Raw genomic sequence first — 21,972 nt, 5'->3', positions numbered from 1 at the left:
ACCGGCGTTTTCGGGGCGGCTTCGCAGGCTTGGGTTCCTCGCCCCACGAATGTGGGGGAGAGGTGGCTCGGCGGAGCCGAGACGGAGCGGGGGAACGGCGCCGGCCGTGCCAGGTAAGGTTGCGATACATTTCGTTTGGAGATGGCGCCCGACGAAATCCCCTCTCCGTCCGCTGCGCGGCCACCTCTCCCCACTTCGTGGGGCGAGGAACCAGATCGATGCCCTCGACAATCCTGGGACTGCCGGCCATTAACCAAATGGACGCATCACTTGCGTTACGTTAGCTTCGTCTCATCTCCGCAACAGCCGACCCCAGAACAGTCCAGCCCTTGTCCAATACCCTTCCGCTCATCCAGAGAGTTTTTGCGGCACTCGCCCTGCTGGTGCTGCTTGCCGGCTGCGCCACGACGCCGCCCGACAGCGTGCTGGCCGTGCCGGCGCCGGCGCAGAAATATGCCGCTATCGTCGTCGACGCCAGGACCGGCAAGCAGCTGTTCGAAGTCAGCTCCACGGCGCAGCGCTATCCGGCCTCGCTGACCAAGATGATGACGCTCTATCTGCTGTTCGATGCTCTGGAGTCCGGCCGCGTCACCAAGCAGACGCAGATCCCGGTGTCGGACCACGCCGCCTCGCAGCCGCCGACCAAGCTGCGCTTCCGGCGCGGCGAAAGCATCGACGTCGATTCGGCGATCCGCGCCATCGTCGTCAAATCGGCCAATGACGTGGCGGTGGCGGTCGGCGAATATCTCGGCGGCAGTGAAGATCAGTTCGCCGCCATGATGACATCCAAAGCCCGCCAGCTCGGCATGACCAGCACCATTTTCCGCAACGCGTCGGGCCTGCCCGACGATGGCCAGATGACGACCGCGCGCGACATGGCGGTGCTCGGCATGGCGCTGCGCCAGCGCTTTCCCCAGCAGTTCCACTATTTCTCCGAAAGCGACTTCATGTTCCGCGGCCGGCTGGTGCGCGGCCACAACGACATGCTCGGCCGTGTGCGCGGTGTCGACGGCATCAAGACCGGCTACATCAGGGCCTCGGGCTTCAACATCGTCACCTCCTACAATGCCGACGGCCGCAATCTGATCGTCGTGGTGATGGGCGCCGCCTCAGCCCGCCAGCGCAACGACCACGTCGAAGCGCTGATCCAGCGGAGCCTGTCGCCGACCATGGACGGCGCCAAGACCAGGCTGATGTTCGCCGAGCAGTAGTGGCCGCGGCGCGGTTCGCGTCTGGGCGCCCGGCGACGGATAGGAATTTTTTCTTGACTCGGTGAGGGCAGCTAAGCTACTGTTTTGGGTATGGTGCTGAGTCGCGCCAATTGACCCACTGGAAACGTGACCCGCCCACAAGGCGGGTTTTTTGTTGCCCGCCGCCGTGCAGAACCTCGTGCACGTTGGCGGGACGGCACCCCCCTCTGTCCTGCCGGATGTTCGTCGCTCGGAAAGCCAAGCAATTGGCTTTCCGCCCGCTGCGCGGACCGCTCCTCAACCCCCGCAAGGGGGGAGATCAGCGGCTTCGGCGCTACGCTCACTCATGTGACGGTGGAAATTGGCGAAAGCCGGGATGACAGCCAACCTCCCTCCTTGCGGGGGAGATGTCCGGCAGGACAGAGGGGGGTGATTGGCGCTAACATCGGACAAGTTCTTCCCGCTCCGCCTGTGGACGACGAAGTTGGTGAGGCTTCGGCCAATTTCGAACGTCTCCACCCGCCCTGGGGGGCGAGCCGCCGCCAGCCACAGCCTTCTCCGATCAAAACCACTTGTCCGGCCTGCGAAATCCGTGCCCGGCGCTGGCTATGCGCCGCCACCTCTGTCTATCGTCGCCCAGCATCAGGAGCCCACCATGAGCACCGTCCCCAAAACGCCCGAGCAACCGGCCGACAATCAGAACGACAGTGGCGGCGAGTATTTCGAAGCGCCGATCATCGGCGAGCTGGAGGCCGATCCGGTGTCGGACGAGCACTTCGAGACGCCCGAAGTGCCGGACTCCGAACCATCAGCTCCAGGCCCCCAACGCGGCAAGCCGAAGAAGAAACCGTCGGCGATATCGGGTCGGAAATTCCGCAAGCGCGATCTGGTGCGCATCGACACGCTGCGCCCGAGCCTCGCCGACCGCATCCGCTCGGACCATCCCGACCTGCCGGCCGGCGCCCGCATCAGCCGCGCCGAGCTCGGCCGCTACCGCATGCGCTACATGGAGGAGCTGCTGCAGCAGGAGCACGGCGAATTCTCCGAGCTCGACCGCCAGGTGGTCGAATCGATCGCCAGGCAAGACACGATTTCCGAGAACTCGGAGGAGGAGTTCGAGGAGCACCGGACCTTTGCCGACCGCGTCTCCGACAATATGGCTTCCTTCGGCGGCAGCTGGTGGTTCCTGATCTCGTTCGGCAGCGTGCTGCTGGTGTGGATCGGCATCAACCTGATCGCCGGCATGAGCGCCGCCTTCGATCCCTATCCCTTCATCCTGCTCAACCTGCTGCTCTCCTGCATCGCCGCCATCCAGGCGCCGATCATCATGATGAGCCAGCGGCGGCAGGAGTCTAAGGACCGCCTGCGCTCCTTCAACGACTACCGCGTCAACCTCAAGGCCGAACTCGAAGTGCGCCATTTGCACGAAAAACTCGACTACCTCATCTCGCGCCAATGGACACGCCTGGCCGAAATGCAGCAGATGCAGCTGGACGCGATGCACGAACTGACCGGCGCGAAGAAACCCAAGCGCGCGGTGCGCAGGCGGCGGGTGGTGAAGAGTGGGGCGGGGTGAGGAGTGGTCCGCGCAGCGGACGAAAAGCCAATTGCTTGGCTTTTCGAACGACGAACGCCCTGAGCCTGCGAAGGGCGGGCGGGCGCGAACCTCATAGGCCGTAGCCAGGGCGTATCGAGCCAAGTCGCGGAGCCAATCTCCAATTGCCCGTTGAAGCCCGCGCCTGCTTCCGCTAAGAAGCCGTGACTTGCCGGTTCATCGGCTGGTTCGTTTTCCGGATTCCGGAAAGCACCCGTAGCTCAGCTGGATAGAGCGCTGCCCTCCGAAGGCAGAGGTCACAGGTTCGAATCCTGTCGGGTGCGCCAACGCTCATACCTTCCGCCCAGTTAGCCGAGTTACGCTGACGAGTTCGACCGATAGTCTCGTCGGATCAGTTTGCATCCGGCGCATTGCAAAAAGGAAAATAGAGGCAAAAAGGGGGACAATTTGGGCAGGTGGTTGACCTCGCTCCAATAATTGATTCGAATAGTTGTTTAGCCTGTTCAGAACGACAGGCGGGGAGGAAGAAATGACGACTGATGCTCAGGAGGCCGTGACCGAGAGCGAGGAAGCGATAGCTCCTAAAATTGACTTTAAATCAGTTTCGTTTGCCCTCAAGCCACTGCTAATAGACGGCGGGGCTCTTTCCAAGGCCTACAAGACGCGCAAGTCTCCGGTCGTCAAGAAAACAGTACATATCGCCGACACCGACGATGCAGAGTCCAAAGGTTGGAAAGTTGTCAGACGCCAAAAGCGGGTCACTGTTGTTCAAAAAACTAAACCCGTTTCTGTCAGCTTAGAAGATCGCGTGTGGTGCCTATGCAGAGATATGGGATATCCTGTACTTAGCGGAGGGGCTTTCAAAGTTTCCTATTCGCGAAATGATGGGTCCGCCGGTACAAAACAGATTGACGTCTTTGCCAAAGATTCTGAGACAGCAATTGTATTCGAATGCAAATCAAAAGAGGTGAGAGGTAGAAAATCGCTACAGAAGGACTTACATGAAACCGCATTCTTGAAAAAGCCTATCGCCAACGCGATCAGAGCTCATTTTGGTGACGGTTATAACCCCAAGATATTGTGGATATATGTTACGGATAACATAATATGGACCGAGCCTGATGTTACACGAGCTTTGGCTGACGGAATAAGAATAATAACTGAAAATGAACTTCAGTACTTCGAGGCGTTCGTCAAGCACGTTGGAACAGCTGGAAAATACCAGTTTTTAGCCGAGTTCCTTAAGGGGCAAGAAATCCCTGCACTAAGCGGATATAAGGTCCCCGCTGTCAAAGGAAGATTGGGAACTGAGAACTTCTACTCATTCACCATTCCTGCCGGCCATCTTCTGAAAATAGCTTTTGTAAATCACCATGCTTTAAATAATCCTGATGGCACTCCTGCCTATCAGCGTATGGTAGATAAAAAGAGATTGCAAAGTATAGGTAAGTTTATCAAGGATGGTGGGTATTTCCCGACGAACATTCTAATTAATTTTACCAAGAAATGTACCTTTGAGCCTCTTGCAAAAAATGACAATACGATAGACGGGCTCAAATTCGGCCATTTAGTTCTTCCGAATGAATTCAAAAGCGCCTGGGTGATCGATGGTCAACATCGGCTCCTGGGGTTTACAAATCTATCTGAGGAGTATCTGAAGCAACCTCTTTTCGTTGTTGCCTTCGAGCAAATGGCCACAGTGAAAGAGGCGGAACTTTTTATTACGATTAATCACAAGCAGAAGAGTGTTCCCGCAAGCCTTTTGGTCGCCTTGCAGGCAGATCTCCAAATGGGTAGCGACGATCCTGACGAGGCTCTTTCTGCGCTGTCATCGTTTCTCATTCGGAAGCTGGCGCTAGACGCGACGAGTCCCTTCTACGGACGCTTTCAGACACCGGGTGTGCCGGCATCTGACTTACAGGTACTCACGGTACCCGAGATTCAAAAAGGTTTGAAGCGATCCCAACTCTTGGGCCGGGTCGTAAAGAAGGTCCGTCTTGGTGGGTATCTCTCAGGAGCAACTGATTCTGCCACTCTCGACAGGGCGCGACGAGCGATAAACAGCTATTTTAGGATGATTGAAGATGCTGTGCCGGAAAGATGGATGACAGGTCGCGCGTCCCATGTCGTGACGAACCCGGGAATACGCGCTCATCTTATGCTGTTTAATGAAGTGCTCAGATTCCAGCACGCCGCAGGGAAGATAGACCCCATTCTAGCTTCGTTGGACGAGATAGATGTCTGTGTGACCGCCTTTTGCAAGCCGCTCATCGACTGGCTAAAGGCTGCAAACGACTCCGAGATCGAAGCTCGATTTGCCAAGCAATACGGGGAAGGAGGCGTTCGGGACTATTTCTTCCACCTTTGTGATCTGATCGCGACTGCAACGCCAACATTCGGACCGGACGAATTTCGTGACTATAAGGCAAAATCAAGCGACGAGAGGCGAGCCCAAGCGAAACTAGATGTTGAGGATATGACCAAGTTAATTTCTGGGGTCGTGATCGAAAAACTCAAGGAAATCTACGGTAAGGACGAACTTCCTTCCGGCGAAAAGAAATATTGGGAGCTTGGCATCGCAGACAGTAAGATTAAGCAGGCCGCCTACAATTCGCAACAGCAGGCCAAACCAGAGAAGCGAGCGCCTAGAGAGGCTTACCTCCATATCATAGATTTTGAAACGGTAATAAAACAGAAAGGAAACTGGGAATTCCTAAAGCCAATTTTCAATATCCCGCTTCGGGGAGTTAATCCAAAATCCAAGGAATATCACGTCGATTGGATAAAGGACTTCAATGACATCCGCAATATCGCGTCCCATAGCTCGATATATCGGCAATTATCAGACGCCGACTTAGATTTTCTTGCCTGGCTGAAGGGCGCCCTTTATGAGCGCTGCGAGGCCGCCGGGATTCCCGTCGACGAATACTAGGTTGGTCGGCCTACCGATGGCGCGACAGGGTGGAATAGGCAGATGTCTCCAGCGAATGAAATTGTGGTGCCGTTTCTTAAGTGGGCCGGGGGCAAGAGGTGGTTTTGTGAAAAATACCTGCATCTTATCCCCGCATTTGAGGGGCGCTATATCGAGCCATTCCTGGGCGGAGCCGCCGTTTTCTTCGCGTTGAGTCCGAAAAATGCTCTGCTAAGCGACCTGAATTTCGACCTGATTGCCACCTACAACGCGATCCGCAGCGCCCATGTGGATGTGTCTAGATTGCTGCAAATTCACCACGAGAAACATAATCCAGAATATTACTATGCCACCAGAGCCCACAAGCCGGCGGAAGAAATCTCGCTTGCTGCGTGGTTCATCTATTTGAACAGAACTTGTTGGAACGGGTTGTACCGCGTTAATCTGCGTAATCAATTTAACGTGCCGATTGGAACAAAAACAGATGTGGTAATGGCGGGAGACAATTTCGAAAAGACCTCTGCTCGCCTGCAGTCGGTTGACTTATCTGTAGCTGATTTTGAAGAGACCATTGATACTGCGGAGAGAGGTGATTTTGTATTTGTGGATCCTCCGTACACGGTTAAGCATAATTACAATGGATTTATCAAATACAATGACAAGATTTTTTCTTGGGATGACCAGATACGACTCCGGGATGCTGTGGTGCGCGCCGCAGGGCGTGGGGCTTCAGTAATGGTGCTGAACGCCAACCACGGGTCGATACGCGATCTCTATTCGGGCGTTGGCGAGCAAACAAAGTTAGCACGAGCTAGTGTGATTGCAGCCAGCGCGGCAAACAGATCATCCGTTGAGGAATTGATGATTTTCACAGCCGAATAATAAGTGAGCTTGCGTCGGGTGCAAGTCGGGTTAGGCTTAGATTATGTTCATCGTGCTAAGTCGTGTTGGACGCCTTTTTAACCCGCCACCCCACGCACACTCTCCCGCTCCACCAGCGGGCACTCCAGCTTCGTAATCGGATACCGCCCTCGTCCAGGCGGCGACGGCGCCTCCAGTTGCTCGATCGCCCATTGGCCCATTGCCATGTGCGGCAGGATCGAGGTCGTCAGCGGCGGGAAGAGGTGGCGGGCGATTTCCTCGTCGTCGTAGCCGACGACGGAGATGTCCTGCGGGATGTGCAGGCCGGCTTCCTTCAGCGCTTCGTAGCAGCCGATCGCGGTGCGGTCGTTCTGGCAGAAGATGGCGGTGGGCTTATCCCTGAGCGCCAAGAGCTTGACGGTCGCGGCATAGCCCGCACTTGCCGACCAGTCGCCCTCGACCACCAATTCGGGATCGAACGGGATGTCGGCGGTGGCGAGCGCGCGGCGGTAGCCTTTCAGCCGATCCTGTGCCGCCTGCATCCACGGCTCGCCGGTGATGGTGGCGATGCGGCGGTGGCCGTGGCTGATCAGATGCCGGGTCGAGCTCTGGCCGCCGGCGATCTCGCTCGGCACCACGGCCGGGAAGGCATAGTCCGCCGTATAGCAGTTGAGCAGGATCACCGGGATGTCGAGGCCGTAGAGATAGTCGGGCGCCGTGATCTCGCGGGTGAAGATGGTCATGTAGATCAGCGCCGAAATGCCCCGCTTGGTGAGTGCCGCGATGGCGCGCGGCTCCATGACGGAATCGCCCAGCGTCTGCGCCACCAGCAGCACGTTGCCGGCATTCCACGAGGCCTGGCGCGCGCCCTCGATGGCGACCACGGCTTCCGGGCTGGTGGCGAGCTGGTCGACGGCAAAGCCGATCACCCCGTCCAGGCCTTCGAAGGCGGGCCCCCCGAAGGCAGGCAACGCCGGGTGAAGGGCCGAGAAGGCGGGCGCGGTGTAGCCAAGCGTCCGCGCGGCTTCGATCACCCGTTCGCGGGTCTGCTGCGACAGCTTGATCCCCGGCGAATTGTTGAGCACGAAGGAAACGGTCGCCTGCGAGCAGCCGGCCGCCCTGGCGATATCGATCATGGTGACGCGGCCCTTGGCGCCCTTGGCCGGCGCCTTGCGCCGCCTCGCCGTGTCGCTGGCCCGATCCGTCGTCTCGCTCATGGCAAATCCCAGTCTGGCGGGCCGGTCAGGCCGGCAAGATGGCGTGACGCCGTCGATTTATAGAGATATCGTCAAGGCCGTTTATAACTATTAGTATGCCGAAGGTCCATCCGCCATGGATCTCCATACAAGCCAAAACTCAAATGACGAAAGGTTTGGGCGGCGAGCCAGTGGCGACCAAGCTCGGCGTTGGATACGCCTGGAAATCGCCGGGATTGGTTCGCAACTAATACTGTTTACTAATACAAAAATGCGCTGTACCGTCAATCGTCGCGTCCGGCCGGTCACGTCCGGGGCGGCGGGAGAGTACGAAAATGGCCCGGTGGCGAGCGGATACTACCTCCGCGAGCCTTGTCTCGGATATGTGATATGTCAGACAAATCGGACTATTTACGAACGAAGGATGAGTCTCTAAGGTCCATGATCGTGGCTGGAACGACGCCATTCTTTCGGTGCGGGAACCCCTTTGAGGAGGAGGGCGTCCACGCTGCAAACGGCAAGTCAGGTCAGTGCAAGATCGGCCGGTCCAACGACTGAGCCAAACGGGAGGTTGAACATGAAATCCTTGATACGAACTGCATCCGTAGCCGCGGCCGCGCTGCTGCTTGGCCTGTCGGCCACGGCAATCGCGAGCGCCCAAGACAAGCCGACGCTGGCCTTCGTCGTCAACGGCGCTTCCGATTTCTGGAAGGCCGCCGAAGCCGGCGTCAAGAAGGCGCAGGGCGAACTGCCCGACTATACGCTCGAGCTCAAATATCCCGAGCAGTCCTCGGTCGCCATCCAGCAGCGGCTGATGGACGATCTGGTCACCGCCGGCGTCAAGGGCATCATGGTCTCGGCTGTCGATCCCAAGACCTCGACCGACGGCCTCAACAAGATCGCTTCGGAAACGGCGCTGTTCACCACCGACTCGGACGCCCCGCAGACCAAGCGCGTCGCCTATATCGGCTCGTCCAATGTCGATGCCGGCAAGCAGGCGGCCGAAATCGCCAAGAAGGCGATGCCCGATGGCGGAAAATGCCTCGGCTTCGTTGGCCTGCTCGGCGCCGACAATGCCAAGGAGCGCATCCAGGGCATGAAGGACGGCCTCGCCGGCACCAAGATCGAGCTGATCGACGTGCGCGGCGACGACATCGACCAGGCGCGCGCCAAGAAGAACGTCGAGGACGCGCTGGTTGCCAGCCCCGACGTCACCTGCATGGTCGGCTTCTACTCCTACAATACGCCGCGCATCTATGAAGCGCTGCGCGACGCCGGCAAGCTCGGCTCGATCACCGTCGTCGGCTTCGATGACGATCCGATCACGCTGGGCGGCGTCAAGGAAGGCACCATTGCCGCCACCGTCGTGCAGCAGCCCTTCGAATGGGCCTATCAGGGCATGAAGCTGATGGCTGCCTATCTCAAGGGCGACAAGTCGGGCATCCCGGAAGGCAACCTCATCATCATCCCGACCAAGATCATCGGCAAGGATGACGTCGACGCCTACGCCGCCAATCTGAAGGCGATGGCCGGAAAATAAGACTTGAAGCAGTTCAGCCGGCTCAACGTCGCTTGGGCCGGCTGCTCGCATTGACGAACCGCACGCGGATCGTCAGTCTGCCAAAAAGTCGGCCCAATCGCTGTCAGGCATGATGAATTATTCCGACACATCCATCGCAGCAACGACGCCGTTCCTCAGCCTCGAGAACGTGCGCAAGACCTATCCGGGCGTCGTCGCGCTCGACGGCTTCTCCATGGAGGTCAGGCCGGGCGAGGTCATCGGCCTCGTCGGTGAAAACGGCGCCGGCAAATCGACCTTGATGAAGATTCTCGGCGGCGTCACCAAGCCGGACAGCGGCACGATCACCGTCGACGGCACCGCGCATGACAGGCTCTCCGTCGAAGGCAGCCTGGGTTCGGGCATCGCCTTCGTCCACCAGGAACTCAACCTGTTCGACAATCTCGATGTCGCCGCCAACATCTTTTTCGGCCGCGAGCCGTTGCGCGCCGGGCCGCTCAGGCTCGTCGACCGCGCCAAGCTGCGCACCATGGTGGCGCCGCTTTTGAAGCGCGTCGGCGCCAATTTTTCCGCCGACACGCCGGTCGCGACCCTGTCTCTGGCCCAGCAGCAGATGGTCGAGATCGCCAAGGCGCTGTCGATCGAGGCAAGGCTGGTCATCCTCGACGAGCCGACATCGAGCCTGCCGCTCGCCGAAACCGACAAATTGCTCGACGTCATCAAGGCGCTGAAGGCCGACGGCATCAGCGTCATCTTCATTTCGCACCGCCTGCACGAGGTCGAGCGCGTCGCCGACCGCGTCGTCGTGCTGCGCGACGGCATGCTGGCCGGCACCTTGCCGAAAAGCGACATCGGCCACGACCAGATGGTCAAGCTGATGATCGGCCGCATGCTGAAGGAGCGCGAGAAAGCCTCGGAGGCGGCGCGTGCGCCCGGCGCCGTAGCGCTTGCGGCCAAGGCCATTCGCACGCCTGCCTATCCCGGCCGCCCGGTCGATCTCGACGTCAGGCGCGGCGAAATCCTCGGTCTTGCCGGCCTTGTCGGCTCCGGCCGCACCGAACTGGCGCGGGTGTTCTTCGGCATTGACTCGAAGCTCGGCGGCGCGCTCGAGCTCGACGGCAAGCCGCTTGCGCTGGCTTCCGCGGCCGACGCTGTCGCGCATGGCATCTTCCTGGTGCCGGAAGACCGCAAGCTCACCGGCATCCTGCTCGACCTGTCGATCGCGCAGAACATTTCGCTGCCCAATCTGCCTGCGCATGCGCGCCGCTCCCTGGTGTCCTCAAGCGCCGAGACCGCCACCGCCGAGAAGCAAAAGAAAGATCTCGGCATCAAGGCGCCTTCGGTGCAGACGCGCACCGGCACGCTGTCGGGCGGCAACCAGCAGAAGGTCGTGCTCGGCAAATGGCTGGCCATGAACCCCAAGGTGATGATCCTCGACGAGCCGACGCGCGGCATCGACATCGGCGCCAAGGCGGAAATCTACGGGCTGATGCGCGCATTGGCCGACGCCGGCGTCGCCGTGCTGATGATCTCGTCGGACATGGAAGAGGTGATCGGCGTGTCCGATCGCATCGCCGTCATGCATGAGGGCCAGATCTCCGGCATTCTCGACAAGGACCGGTTCAGCCAGGAAAACGTGCTGCTGCTGGCGGTGGGCAAGCAGCCGAAATAGTTTCTTGTTTGCCACGGGTTCCGGTCCGGAACCTTCCAGGGCGGGCATTGGGGAGAAGACGATGAGCAAGAAAGATCTCGGCCTGCTGATCCTGATCCTGGTGGTCGGGGCGATCGTTGCGATCATCAATCCGCGCTTCCTGCTTCCGATCAACCTCGCCAACACCTCGAACCTGATCGGCCTGTTCGGCATCCTGTCGATCGGCCAGGCCTTCGTCATCATCACCGGCGGCATCGAATTGTCGGTCGGCTCGGTGGTCGCGCTGCTCGGAACGCTGTTCGTCGACTTCATCGCCGTGCGTGGCATGGGATGGCCGGTTGCCTTCGTGCTCATCCTGGTGCTTGGCGCCATCATCGGCCTGGCACATGGCTGGCTGATCACAAGGCTCAAGCTGCAGCCCTTCGTCGTCACCCTGTGCGGCCTTTTGATCTACCGCGGCGTCGCCCGCTTCTACACTGGCGACGGCACGGCGGGTTTTGCGTTCGGCCAGAATTTCCCCGACCTCGAATTCCTGACCGCCGGGCGCTCTTATGGCGTGCCGAACAGCTTCATCGCGCTGATCGTCATCTCAATAGTCATGTGGGTGGTGCTGCACCGCTCGGTGTTCGGCCGCTATCTCTACGCCATCGGCAAGAACGAGGAGGCGGCGAAATATTCCGGCATCCGCACCGGCCGCGTCGTCATCGCCGCCTATGTCATCTGCGGCGTGCTGACGGCGCTGTCGGCGATCTATTTCGCCATGTACACGCGCTCGATCTCACCGGCCAGCCACGGCCAGTTTTACGAGCTCTACGCAATCGCCGCCGCCGTGCTCGGCGGCTTCTCGTTGCGCGGCGGCGAAGGCTCGCTGATCGGCGTCATCCTCGGCACGGTGCTGCTGCAGGAACTGCAGAACCTCGTCAATCTGCTCGGCATCCCGTCCTCGCTCAACTTCGCGGTGATGGGCGGCGTCATCCTCATCGGCGTGCTGGTCGACCAGCAATGGGGCGTGTTCCGGGAACGGCGGCTGATGGTCGACGCCACGCGCAAGAGCGCTTCCGGCGCGGCCGCGGAATAATCGCCCTGCCAAGACGCGCCGCGCGTTTGTCGGCGCCTGGCGGCATGAATGAAATGGTTGCGGCCTTGCCGCCCTTCTGCGATTGCGGGACGTCTCCACATCATGCCGGATGTCGGTGGCGGACGAGTGGCAAGCCATGAGAGCGAAACCTGAACTGTTGATGTTGAGGGCAGGGGCGCTTGAAGCCGAACTGGCGCCGCAAATCGGCGGCAGCGTGAGCGCGCTGCGCTGGCGCGGCATCGATCTCCTGCGCCGGCTTTCGGACGGGGATCGCGATACCGGCAATGTGCTTGGCGTGGCCATGTTTCCAATGACGCCCTACGCCAATCGCATCACTGGGAACGCTTTCGACTTCGGGGCGCAGCGCTGGCAGGTCCTGCCCAACAATCCGCCGGAGAAATTCAACGTGCACGGCAGCGGCTGGCAACACGCCTGGACTGTCACCGAGACAGCAGCCGCGAACGCGACGCTGACGCTGGACATTGCCGCCGGAGCCGAGCCCTATTCCTATCGAGCGACGCAGGCTTTCGCGGTCACCGAAGAGGGGCTGAGCGTCACCATTACGCTCACCAACACCGGACCGGTTACCTTGCCGTTCGGTTTTGGCCTGCATCCCTGGTTCGATCGCGATCCGGACGTGACATTGCAATTCGAGGCGAAGCGCTTCTACCTCGAAGAGCCGGATGGCATTTCCGGTGATCCGATCACACTTCCGCCCGAACTCGACTTTGCCGAGGACCGGCCTTTGCCAAACGGCTGGCGCAACAGTGATTACGGCGGCTGGAGGGGCGAGGCGATCATTCGTTTTCCAACCCGCGGTGCCGGCTTGCGGATCAAGGCCGACCCGGTCTTCAAGCATCTGATGCTCTACGCCGATCCGACAAAACCGTATTTCTGCGTCGAGCCGCAAACGAATGCCTCCGGTGCTTTCAACCGGGGCCGGTGGGACGATCCGGAGGAAGGCGTGATCGTGCTGGCCCCTGGCGAAAGTGCTGCCGGCACCGTCTTGTTCATGCCTTTTGCGCTTGAAGGCTAGCCTAGATCAGGCCCGACATGTCGGAAAAAGCCATCGCCTTGCGCAGCACCTCGGCGAAACGGTCGCCGGCCGCCTCGCGTGGGCCGCTGTTGTCGATCGAGGTGACGCCAGGTCCCGACAGGCTCACATTGGCGCTGCGCGCCAGTCGCGCCAGCACCTCGCCGCGTGACTCGCGACCGCGCATTGCCAGCCGCTCTGCCAGAACCTCCGGCGAGGCGGTGATCTCGACGATGGCCAGATTGGCATAGCGTTCGCGCAAGGAGGGGATGATCGCGCGCGACACATTGGCGACAGCGACACGGCCATTGGCAACGGACCAGTCGACATCGACGGGGATGCCGTAGCGCAAGCCGTGCGCTTCCCAGGAGATGGCGAAGGCGCCATCGGCTTCGGCCTCGACGAAGGCGGCATCGGCCAGCGTGTCGTGGTCCTCGCTGGCGACATCGCTCGGCCTGGTGATGACGCGGCGGACGAACTCCAGCCTTGTCTCATCGGCAAAGCGGGCGCGGGCGTAGCCGATCACCGTGTCCTTGCCGGCGCCGCTTGGGCCGACGACGGCGACGAAAACGCCATCGCGGATCGGAAACGTCTCGGCCGACAATTCCCGCTCGATCGATGCCGACACCATCATGCGACCCGGCTTCCCTGCCGCCACACGGTGCGCACCACCGGGACATGGTCGTCGACGCGCACGCGCACCAGATCGGCGCGGCGGCCCTGTTCGATGACGCCGCGATCGGTCAGGCCAACCGCATCGGCCGGGTTCTTCGAGACCATGGCGACGGCCTGCGGCAGGGAAATGCCTTCGACGACATCGCCGAGGAAGAACGCCGACTGGATCAGGCTGAAGGGAATATAGTCGGACGACAAGATGTCGAGCAGGCCGTCGCCGGCCAGCGTACGGGCGGAGACATTGCCCGAATGCGAGGCGCCGCGCATGACGTTGGGCGCGCCCATCAGCACGCCCATCCCGGCCTCTTTCGAGGCCCTGGCGGCCTCTTCCGTGGTCGGGAATTCGGCGACGCGCACGCCCTGTTCGATCGCCTCGTCGACATGGCCTGATGTGGCGTCGTCGTGACTGGCCAGCACGATGCCGCGCTCCTGGCAGGCGGCGGCGATCACCGCCCGGTTCGGCGCCGAATTGCGCGCCGATTCGGCCATCCGCTTTTCGCAGAACAGCTTGAAATCGCGATCGGTCAGCTGCAGCTTGCGCTGGTAATAGTAGGCATAGGTCTCGAGATTGACGAACTGGCGCTGGCCTGGCGCATGGTCCATCAGCGACGCCAGCTTGACCCGCTCGTCGCCGTCGAAATTGGCGAAAGCCCCGAGGCAGTCCGGTGCCGAAACCTCGCAGCGCAGATGGATGAAATGGTCGGCGCGCAGACGGTCCTGCTTCACACTGTCCTCGATCGCGTCGGCCAGCTTGCGGATGTCGGCCGATGTGAGGTCGGCGTCTTCGTCCATGCCGACGCGCAAGGCGTCGAGCACAGTGGTGATGCCGGCGGTCGCCACCTGCGCGTCATGGGCGAGCACGGCGGCGATCGGATTCCAGCGCACCTTGGGCCGCGGCGCGTAGTGGCCTTCGAGATGGTCGGTGTGCAATTCGACCAGCCCGGGAATGATATAGTCGCCGCCCATATCCTCGCCGATGCGGCCGATGCCGGATTCGATGCCGGCGATAAAGCCGTCGCGCAGCACCAGCGAACCCTCGACGATCTCGTCGGCAAGCACGATGCGGGCATTGTGGAGAACAGTCTCGGCGGTCATTTCAGGCAGTCCTTCAGGCGGTTTTTCTGGCCGGGCGGCGCCCGAGCGCGTGATGCGAGAGCACCATGAACGGTGCACCCGGTTCGGTTTCGACAAACAAGGTCAACGCATCCACCAGCACCTTCTGTTGCAGCACTTCCGCGAACAGGCTGTCGATCGCTGCGCGCAAACGAGGGCTTTCCTGTGACCCCGCCCGGCCGGACAGCGTCATGTGGAAGCGAAAGGTTTCGAAGACATAGGGGTAACCCCATTGGCAGAGGTTGCGGAACTCGGCCGGCTTCAGCGAGTCCGGGCTGCGCCGCTCGATTTCCGCCTCGCTCAGCGGTGCGCGAAACCGGTCGAAATCGCGCACCACGTCATCGGCGAACCGGTTGAGCGCAGGCACTGGCCCTTCCGGCACCAGTGCGAAGAAGCCGTCGATCTGGCTCACGACGAGACGCGGGATGGTCACCGCCGGCGTCGCCTCGGCGAATTGGTCGAGTGCGGCGCGCAGCGAGGCTTCCGTCTCGTTGGCAGCCAGGCGGAAGGGGGCTTTCAGCGTTGCGTGAAAGCCATAACGGCGCGCCGAAGCGGTGTGGAAAGCGACTTCCGCCGCCGACAGGTCTGCCACCGCTTCGACCGGCCTCGTCGCGGCGCCAAACGGGTCGCGGCCGAGCCAGTCGGCGGCGATCCGCGCCAGTGGCTCGTCCTGCCGGGGGGTGAAATAGAGGGCGTAGCGCATGGAAAGTCCTTGTCAGCTTCGCTGCCATAGGTGATTTCCATGACGAATTGACGAAGCCTTGCTGGCTTTCAGGTAACAAAACGCTGCGGCGGGGTCATTAGCCGACGATTTTTTCGTGCTGGACCAGGGAGCGAGTGCTCACGCAGCGACCAGTCAGGCCTTCATCAGCCATTCATGCTCAGGCGCATTGTGGAATTTCCACGTCCGCTTCGGTCCGGCCATGACGTTAAGATAATAGAGGTCGTAGCCGTGGCAGGCGGCGCAGGGGTGATAGCCCCGGGGCACCAGCACGACATCGCCATCCTCGATCGCCATTGCTTCATCGAGCGCGCGATGGCCGTTCTTGTCGGCATCGGTATAGACGCGCTGGAAGGCAAAACCCTGCGGCGGGTTGAGACGGTGATAGTAGGTTTCCTCGAGATAGGATTCGGCGGGCAGATTGTCCTGGTCGTGCTTGTGCGGCGGATAGCTCGACGTATGCCCGCCGGGCGTGATGACCTCGACCACCAGCAGCGAATCGGCCGGCTTTCCCTCCGGCAGGATGTTGGTGACATAGCGCGTGTTGGTGCCCTTGCCGCGCACATCCTGGCCGAGATCGTCCGGTGCGATCACCCGCACCGGCAGGCCGCCGCCAAGGCCCGGCGCCGAGCAGACGGCAAGTTCCAGCTCGGTATCCGCCGTCATCGACCAGTCCGAAGCCTCAGGCACATACACCGACCACGGCTTGCCCTCGAAGGGCGACATGCGCTCGCCGAGCAGGCCGAGCTCCTTGCCGCCGGCTGACGCCTTGCCCCTGCCGGTGACGAACACCAGGCAGACTTCACGATCCTCGGTCCTTCCCGAGGCGCTTTCGCCAGGCTTCAGCCGATGCAGATCGAAACCGACATAGGTCCAGCCGGCGCTTTTCGGCGTCACATGGGCGACGCGGCCAAGGCCTTTGTCGGCTTTGACGAGCAGCTTCGACATTTTTGTCTCCTATTCCAGTGGCCTGACGGTTGCAGGCCTGTAAAGCCAAGTCGTTTGTTTGAAAGGACCATCGCAAACGTTCGGAAATTGGCCGGCGCCCTTCCAACTTCGTCATCCTAGGGCGAAGCAGGAGCGAAGCTCCGTCGCGGAGACCCTAGGATCCATGCCGTTGCCTCGGCCGAAGGGCACAGCGGAGCGGAATCTGCACCGTCACACCAGCTTCAAAGTCATGGCATGGATCCTAGGGTCTGCGCCGCGTCGCTGCGCTCCTTGCTCCGCCCTAGGATGACGAAGTTAGAAGCACTGCAAGCCAATCGCCAACGCATGCGATCAGTCACTCCTTCGGTTCGGCCTCGGCCTTCGCCTCGTCGGCCGGCTTGTAGAGATAGAAAAACTGCCAGACGGCGTAGCCGGCGAAGCCGAGCGCGATCATGCCCCAGAACGGCGTGCCGGTGGCGAACTCTATGATCGACCAGATGACGCAGACCGCGACGATGGCGGCACGCCGCCACAAAGGCCGGAAGAAGGGGTGTTCGGAATCTTTCATCGGGCCAATCTACAGCAATCGGCCTCGCCGGGAACCCGTCGCACCAGCCATTGGGAAACTAGACATTTGGAAAGCCTTGCGTCTCGACCGTATAGCCGGCGGCGGTCATGACGCGCATCAATTCCTTGTAGCCAACCTGCGCCATCCTGAGTGGCGGGTTCTTCTTCGGGTCCTGCTCGGCCTCGACGACGAACCAGCCCTCATAGCCATGGTCGGCGAAGCGCTGCACGATGGCGCCGAAATCCAGCGAACCGTCGCCCGGCACGGTGAAGGCGCCGAGCGCCACCGCGTCGAGGAAGGATTGTTTGGTGCGATCGAGCTTTTCGATCACCCCCATGCGAACGTCCTTCACGTGCACATGGCTGATCCGGGTATGATGGTTGTCGATGGCACGCAGCACGTCGCCGCCGGCGAATGCCAGATGTCCGGCATCGAGCAGCAGCGGAATGCCGGCTCCGGAATAGCGCATGAAGGCATCGAGTTCCGGCTCGGTCTCGACCACCGCCGCCATGTGGTGATGATAGGACAGCGGCATGCCTTGTTCGGCGCACCATTCGCCAAATTCGGTCAGGCGCTTGGCGTAGGCCTTCATCTCGTCATCCGACAGCTTAGGTTTGGTGGCGAGCGGCTTCGAGCGGTCGCCCTGGATCGAGCGGCCGACCTCGCCATAGACGATGCAAGGCGCGTTCACCGCCTTGAACAGGTCGATCATCGGCTGGATGCGATCCTTGTTGTCGGCCATCTCCCCATCGACCAGCGTGCCGGAGAACCAGCCGCCGCACAGCGTGACGTCGGCTGCCTTCAGGATCGGCAGCATGATTTCGGGATCATTGGGAAAACGCCGGCCCATCTCCATGCCGGTGAAGCCGGCCGAGCGCGACTGGCGCAGACATTCTTCCAGCGACACATCATCGCTGAGTTCCGCAAGATCGTCGTTCCACCACGCAATGGGGGACATGCCCAGTTTGGCTTTCAAGTCGTCACTCCAGTTCAGTTCGTATTCACCCCCTTGTGGGGGTCCGAAGGACGGGCGAGACCGTTGCTCGCCCCGGCAAGTCGCTGCGAAGCAGCGGGGTGGGGGAGGTAGGGGTGGCAGCGCCTTATCAATCGCCGACGGTCTGCATCTTGCGCTTCTCGTCATACGCCTTGCGCGCCGCGTTGACCTGCGGCCGCACAGACACTTCCGGCACCGCCACATCCCACCAGTGGCCGCCGGCATCCGTGGAAACCAGCGGGTCGGTGTCGATGATGAGCACCGTGGTGCGCGGATTCTTCTTGGCTTGTGCCAGCGCGTTTTCCAGCCCGGCGATCGACGGCACTTTCTCGGCGATGGCCCCCATGCTCGCCGCATGCGCGGCAAAGTCGATGTCGGGCAGAACCTCGTGGCGCGAGTCCTTCAGCAGATTGTTGAAGTTCGCGCCGCCGGTCGCCATCTGCAGCCGGTTGATGCAGCCATAGCCGCGGTTGTCGAGCAGCACGATGGTGAGCTTGAGGCCGAGCATCACCGAGGTGGCGATCTCCGAATTCATCATCAGGTAGGAGCCGTCGCCGATCATGACGACGATCTCCTCGCCCGGCTTCGCCATCTTGGCTCCGAGCCCGCCGGCAATCTCGTAGCCCATGGTCGAGAAGCCATATTCGCCATGATACGATCCGGGCGCGCCCGCCTGCCAAAGTTTGTGCAATTCGCCCGGCAGGCCGCCGGAGGCATTCAGCAGCGTCACACCGGAGCCCATGGCGCGCTGCACGGCGCCGATCACCTGCGCGTCGGACGGGTAGGCGGCATTGGTCGACGCCGTCACCTTGGCCGCCTCGGCCTGCCAGGCCTTCTTGCCGGTGGCCGCATTGTCGGTCCAGGTGGAAGGTGCCTTCCAGCCGTTCAGCGCAGCACTGAGTTCGGCCAGGCCCTCGGCCGCATCGGCCACCAATGGCAGCGCGCGGTGCTTGCCGGCGTCGAAGGGCTGCACGTTGAGCCCGATGATGGTCTTGCCGGAATTCTTGAACAGCGCCCACGAGCCGGTGGTGAAATCCTGAAGGCGCGTGCCGATGGCCAGCACGACATCGGCTTCCTCAGCCAGCCGGTTGGCGGCAGAAGTGCCGGTGACGCCGACCGCCGCCATGTTGAGCGGATGGTCGTCCGGCAGCGAGGATTTGCCGCCTTGCGTCTCGCAGACCGGGATGCCGGCGCTCTCGGCGAATTTCGCCAGTTCGTCCGACGCCTGCGAATAGAGGACACCGCCGCCGGCGATCACCAGCGGCTTTTTTGCGCCCTTTAGCGCGGCGACTGCAGCGGCAAGCTCATGGCGGTCCGGGCGCGGCCGGCGCTGGTGCCAGACCCGCTCGGAAAAGAAACTCTCGGGATAATCATAGGCCTCGGCCTGGACGTCCTGGCACAGCGACAGCGTCACCGGCCCACATTCGGCCGGATCGGTCAGCACTTGCATGGCGCGGCTGAGCGCAGGAATGATCTGCTCCGGCCGGGTGATGCGGTCGAAATAGCGCGAAACCGGACGGAAGCAGTCGTTGACCGTCGCTGTGCCGTCGGAGAAATCCTCGGCCTGCTGCAGCACCGGGTCGGGGATGCGGTTGGCGAAGACGTCGCCCGGCAAAAACAGGACGGGCAACCTGTTTACATGGGCGAGCGCCGCCGCCGTCACCATGTTGAGCGCGCCGGGGCCGATCGAAGAGGTCGCGGCCATGAAGCGGCGGCGGAAATTGGCCTTGGCGTAGGCAATCGCGGCATGCGCCATCGCCTGTTCATTGTGGGCGCGGAAGGTCGGCAATTCGTCGCGCAGCTGATAGAGCGCCTCGCCGATGCCGGCGACATTGCCGTGGCCGAAGATCGCCCATACGCCGCCGAAGATGGGGACTTTGCTACCGTCGATCTCGGTCATCTGGCGCGACAGGAAGCGGGTCAGCGCCTGCGCCATTGTCAGGCGGATCGTCTTGCTCATGGTGTTTTCCTCCGCAGTCCTATTCCGCGCCTTCTTATGCCGCCTTGCGGCCGCGCGCGGCAAGCCACGCATCCGTCAACTGTTCGAAGCGTGACGCCATGTCGGCGATCGCCTCGTCATCCGACATCTTGCCGGCCAGCCATTGTTCGGCCGCATGGACGAAGATGGTGCGGCCGACGGCAAAGCCCTTGACGATGGGTGCCTTGGCGGTGGCGGCGAAGGCCGCTTCCAGCTCGTCCTGCGGCGCTTCCAGGCCAAGCAGTACGACGCCGCGGCACCAGGGGTCGTGCTTCAGGATCACGGCCTCGATCTTCGCCCAGGCGCCGCTCGACGCCTGCGGCTCGAGCTTCCACCAGTCCGGCTTGATGCCGAGCGCATAGAGTTCCTCCAACGCGCGCGGGATCGTCGTGTCGTCGAGCTTGCCATGTTTGCCGGCAATGATCTCGATGAGAAGTTCCCTACCGACCTTCCGCGCGCCTTCGAACAGGGCGCGCAGTTTCTGCTGCTGTTCGTCCTTCAGCGCCGCCGGATCGTCGGGGTGATAGAAGCACAGGCATTTGATGCAATGGTCGACCGGCCACTCGGTGAGCTGCGAGCCGATGTCCTGCGAGAATTCGAAGCGCAGCGGCCGCGAACCCGGCAACTCCACCGGCCGCCCGAGCCAGGCGAAGGAATGCCTAGCGAATTCGAACATCGCCTTGCGGCCGTGTTTCTCGTCGATTAGCATACCGTAGCCGTCGCGGCCGGCGGCGACCTTCGCCGCGGCCTTGACCGCCAGCACCTTGAATTCTTCGATCCGCGCCGGATCGGCACCGGCCTTCGCCGCCACATCCTCTAGCTGGATGCGATGGTCGCAGGCGAGCGCCATCAGCGAGGCGACGTCACGCCGTCGCGTCGTCGCCCAATGGATGTGGTTGATCGCCTCGTCCTTGCGCAACGCCAGATGCTTGCTGCCGTGTTTGAGGAAGAACCGCAGTTCTTCGAAGGTCGGATATTCCGGCGCGCAGAGCAGCCGCGACACGGCGAAGGCGCCGCAGGCGTTGGCCCAGGTCGCCGCTGTCGCATGATCTTCGCCACCCAGCCAGCCGCGCAGGAAACCGGACATGAAGGCGTCGCCGGCGCCGAGCACATTGTATATCTCGATCGGAAATCCCTTGCCGACGACACCGTCCTCGAGATCGTCGCTGATCGGTCCGTCATAGACGATGCAGCCCATGGCGCCGCGCTTCAGGACGATAGTGGCGGACGACAGCGAGCGGATCGTCTTCAAGGCGCTCAGGCAATCGTCGGCGCCCGACGCGATCATGATCTCTTCCTCGGTACCGACGATGAGGTCGCAGTCGGGCAGCACCGTCTTCAACTGTGCCGAGACCCGGTCCGATTTCACATAGCGCTCGAACCCTTCGGCATGGCCGGCAAGGCCCCACAGGTTCGGCCGGTAGTCGATGTCGAACACCACCTTGCCGCCCTTGGCCTTCATGATGCGGATCGCCTTGCGCTGCGCGGCATCGCTGTTGGGCCTGGAAAAATGCGTGCCGGTGACGACGATCGAGCGCGCCGAGGCGATGAAGGCCTCGTCGATGTCTTCCGGCGCCAGCGCCATGTCGGCGCAATCGGAGCGGTAGAAGATCATCGGCGAAACGCCTTCGTCCTCGACCGACAGCAGCACCAAAGCGGTCAGCCGCTCCTTGTCGGTCTTCAGGCCGTCGACATTGACGCCTTCACGCGTCAGCTGCTCGCGGATGAAGCGGCCCATCTGCTCGTCGCCGACGCGGGTGAGCAGCGCCGAGCGCAGGCCGAGCCTGGCGGTGCCGACAGAGATATTGGCCGGGCAACCGCCGACCGACTTGGCGAAGGAGGTGATGTCCTCCAGCCGCGAGCCGATCTGCTGCCCATAAAGGTCTACGGAAGCGCGACCGATGGTGATGACGTCGAGCGGCGCGTATTCAGCGTCCACGGCTTCGCTCATTGGAACCTCCCGTCGGCCTTGTTGTGTTGGGGTACACGCGCGAGCGGCAGC

General features: G+C 61.7%; 17 protein-coding genes and 1 tRNA gene. 9 read left to right on the top strand and 9 right to left on the bottom strand.

Annotated elements, in window-relative coordinates:
* Nucleotides 1-329: 329 nt before the first annotated feature.
* From NKH97_RS18640 to NKH97_RS18620, 5 genes are all read left to right on the top strand, one after another.
* Nucleotides 330-1,211 carry a D-alanyl-D-alanine carboxypeptidase family protein gene (locus NKH97_RS18640; protein ID WP_352798368.1) on the top strand — a complete coding sequence of 294 codons (882 nt, stop codon included), beginning with the start codon at nt 330-332 and terminating at the stop codon, nt 1,209-1,211.
* Nucleotides 1,212-1,845: 634 nt separating this feature from the next.
* Nucleotides 1,846-2,766 carry a DUF1003 domain-containing protein gene (locus NKH97_RS18635; RefSeq protein WP_352798366.1) on the top strand — a complete coding sequence of 307 codons (921 nt, stop codon included), beginning with the start codon at nt 1,846-1,848 and terminating at the stop codon, nt 2,764-2,766.
* A gap of 228 nt (nt 2,767-2,994) precedes the next feature.
* Nucleotides 2,995-3,071, top strand: a tRNA-Arg gene (locus NKH97_RS18630).
* A 203-nt stretch (nt 3,072-3,274) separates the two neighbouring features.
* The gene (locus NKH97_RS18625) at nt 3,275-5,677 is read left to right on the top strand and encodes a DGQHR domain-containing protein (protein ID WP_352798364.1); all 2,403 of its coding nucleotides are present in this window, start codon (nt 3,275-3,277) and stop codon (nt 5,675-5,677) included.
* 42 nt (nt 5,678-5,719) lie between these two features.
* A complete protein-coding gene (locus NKH97_RS18620) occupies nt 5,720-6,538 on the top strand; it encodes a DNA adenine methylase (RefSeq protein WP_352798362.1) in 819 nt (272 codons plus the stop codon).
* A gap of 77 nt (nt 6,539-6,615) precedes the next feature.
* On the opposite strand, the gene NKH97_RS18615 is transcribed toward NKH97_RS18620, so the two are convergent.
* Nucleotides 6,616-7,734, bottom strand: a complete 1,119-nt coding sequence (locus NKH97_RS18615) for a LacI family DNA-binding transcriptional regulator (protein WP_352798360.1) — start codon at nt 7,732-7,734, stop codon at nt 6,616-6,618.
* Between the two features lie 556 nt (nt 7,735-8,290).
* Here NKH97_RS18615 and NKH97_RS18610 point away from each other — a divergent pair.
* The 4 genes from NKH97_RS18610 to NKH97_RS18595 all read left to right on the top strand — a co-directional run bounded on the left by NKH97_RS18610 (nt 8,291) and on the right by NKH97_RS18595 (nt 12,997).
* Complete coding sequence (locus tag NKH97_RS18610; RefSeq protein ID WP_352798358.1) at nt 8,291-9,253, top strand: sugar-binding protein; 963 nt, start codon at nt 8,291-8,293, stop codon at nt 9,251-9,253.
* 112 nt (nt 9,254-9,365) lie between these two features.
* Nucleotides 9,366-10,904: a sugar ABC transporter ATP-binding protein gene (locus NKH97_RS18605; RefSeq protein ID WP_352773893.1), complete on the top strand. Its 1,539-nt coding sequence runs from the start codon at nt 9,366-9,368 to the stop codon at nt 10,902-10,904.
* A 61-nt stretch (nt 10,905-10,965) separates the two neighbouring features.
* On the top strand, nt 10,966-11,961 hold the full coding sequence (locus NKH97_RS18600) for an ABC transporter permease (protein WP_352798356.1): 996 nt from the start codon (nt 10,966-10,968) through the stop codon (nt 11,959-11,961).
* 136 nt (nt 11,962-12,097) lie between these two features.
* Entirely contained in the window at nt 12,098-12,997 is a 900-nt protein-coding gene (locus tag NKH97_RS18595) for an aldose 1-epimerase (protein ID WP_031213037.1), read from the top strand.
* A gap of 1 nt (nt 12,998) precedes the next feature.
* Here NKH97_RS18595 and phnN read toward each other — a convergent pair whose 3' ends face one another.
* From phnN to NKH97_RS18555, 8 genes are all read right to left on the bottom strand, one after another.
* The gene (gene phnN / locus NKH97_RS18590; RefSeq protein WP_023810671.1) at nt 12,999-13,628 is read right to left on the bottom strand and encodes a phosphonate metabolism protein/1,5-bisphosphokinase (PRPP-forming) PhnN; all 630 of its coding nucleotides are present in this window, start codon (nt 13,626-13,628) and stop codon (nt 12,999-13,001) included.
* Nucleotides 13,625-14,764 (bottom strand): alpha-D-ribose 1-methylphosphonate 5-triphosphate diphosphatase, encoded by a 1,140-nt coding sequence (locus NKH97_RS18585; RefSeq protein ID WP_023810670.1) that lies wholly within the window; start codon nt 14,762-14,764, stop codon nt 13,625-13,627. The genes phnN and NKH97_RS18585 overlap by 4 nt, the downstream gene beginning before the upstream one ends.
* Nucleotides 14,765-14,777: 13 nt before the next feature.
* Complete coding sequence (locus NKH97_RS18580; RefSeq protein ID WP_128305891.1) at nt 14,778-15,485, bottom strand: DUF1045 domain-containing protein; 708 nt, start codon at nt 15,483-15,485, stop codon at nt 14,778-14,780.
* A gap of 153 nt (nt 15,486-15,638) precedes the next feature.
* Nucleotides 15,639-16,451, bottom strand: a complete 813-nt coding sequence (iolB, locus tag NKH97_RS18575) for a 5-deoxy-glucuronate isomerase (protein WP_352798352.1) — start codon at nt 16,449-16,451, stop codon at nt 15,639-15,641.
* Nucleotides 16,452-16,785: 334 nt separating this feature from the next.
* On the bottom strand, nt 16,786-16,998 hold the full coding sequence (locus NKH97_RS18570; RefSeq protein ID WP_352798351.1) for a DUF3329 domain-containing protein: 213 nt from the start codon (nt 16,996-16,998) through the stop codon (nt 16,786-16,788).
* 58 nt (nt 16,999-17,056) lie between these two features.
* Nucleotides 17,057-17,974, bottom strand: coding sequence for a myo-inosose-2 dehydratase (iolE, locus tag NKH97_RS18565; RefSeq protein WP_063169768.1), 918 nt, complete (start codon nt 17,972-17,974; stop codon nt 17,057-17,059).
* Nucleotides 17,975-18,101: 127 nt separating this feature from the next.
* A complete protein-coding gene (gene iolD / locus NKH97_RS18560) occupies nt 18,102-19,952 on the bottom strand; it encodes a 3D-(3,5/4)-trihydroxycyclohexane-1,2-dione acylhydrolase (decyclizing) (protein ID WP_352798348.1) in 1,851 nt (616 codons plus the stop codon).
* A gap of 34 nt (nt 19,953-19,986) precedes the next feature.
* Complete coding sequence (locus tag NKH97_RS18555) at nt 19,987-21,921, bottom strand: bifunctional 5-dehydro-2-deoxygluconokinase/5-dehydro-2-deoxyphosphogluconate aldolase (protein ID WP_352798346.1); 1,935 nt, start codon at nt 21,919-21,921, stop codon at nt 19,987-19,989.
* Between the last annotated feature and the right edge of the window lie 51 nt (nt 21,922-21,972).

This window comes from Mesorhizobium sp. M0870 (assembly GCF_040319775.1).
Classification (GTDB): domain Bacteria; phylum Pseudomonadota; class Alphaproteobacteria; order Rhizobiales; family Rhizobiaceae; genus Mesorhizobium.
This window is presented reverse-complemented; position numbering and strand designations above follow the sequence as displayed.

Bases quoted from the DNA above. Each gene is read 5' to 3' on its own strand.
- NKH97_RS18635 (WP_352798366.1), top strand. From the start codon at position 1,846: ATGAGCACCGTCCCCAAAACGCCCGAGCAACCGGCCGACAATCAGAAC.
- NKH97_RS18625 (WP_352798364.1), top strand. From the start codon at position 3,275: ATGACGACTGATGCTCAGGAGGCCGTGACCGAGAGCGAGGAAGCGATA.
- NKH97_RS18620 (WP_352798362.1), top strand. From the start codon at position 5,720: ATGTCTCCAGCGAATGAAATTGTGGTGCCGTTTCTTAAGTGGGCCGGG.
- NKH97_RS18615 (WP_352798360.1), bottom strand. From the start codon at position 7,734: ATGAGCGAGACGACGGATCGGGCCAGCGACACGGCGAGGCGGCGCAAG.
- NKH97_RS18610 (WP_352798358.1), top strand. From the start codon at position 8,291: ATGAAATCCTTGATACGAACTGCATCCGTAGCCGCGGCCGCGCTGCTG.
- NKH97_RS18605 (WP_352773893.1), top strand. From the start codon at position 9,366: ATGAATTATTCCGACACATCCATCGCAGCAACGACGCCGTTCCTCAGC.
- NKH97_RS18600 (WP_352798356.1), top strand. From the start codon at position 10,966: ATGAGCAAGAAAGATCTCGGCCTGCTGATCCTGATCCTGGTGGTCGGG.
- NKH97_RS18595 (WP_031213037.1), top strand. From the start codon at position 12,098: ATGAGAGCGAAACCTGAACTGTTGATGTTGAGGGCAGGGGCGCTTGAA.
- phnN (WP_023810671.1), bottom strand. From the start codon at position 13,628: ATGATGGTGTCGGCATCGATCGAGCGGGAATTGTCGGCCGAGACGTTT.
- NKH97_RS18585 (WP_023810670.1), bottom strand. From the start codon at position 14,764: ATGACCGCCGAGACTGTTCTCCACAATGCCCGCATCGTGCTTGCCGAC.
- NKH97_RS18580 (WP_128305891.1), bottom strand. From the start codon at position 15,485: ATGCGCTACGCCCTCTATTTCACCCCCCGGCAGGACGAGCCACTGGCG.
- iolB (WP_352798352.1), bottom strand. From the start codon at position 16,451: ATGTCGAAGCTGCTCGTCAAAGCCGACAAAGGCCTTGGCCGCGTCGCC.
- NKH97_RS18570 (WP_352798351.1), bottom strand. From the start codon at position 16,998: ATGAAAGATTCCGAACACCCCTTCTTCCGGCCTTTGTGGCGGCGTGCC.
- iolD (WP_352798348.1), bottom strand. From the start codon at position 19,952: ATGAGCAAGACGATCCGCCTGACAATGGCGCAGGCGCTGACCCGCTTC.
- NKH97_RS18555 (WP_352798346.1), bottom strand. From the start codon at position 21,921: ATGAGCGAAGCCGTGGACGCTGAATACGCGCCGCTCGACGTCATCACC.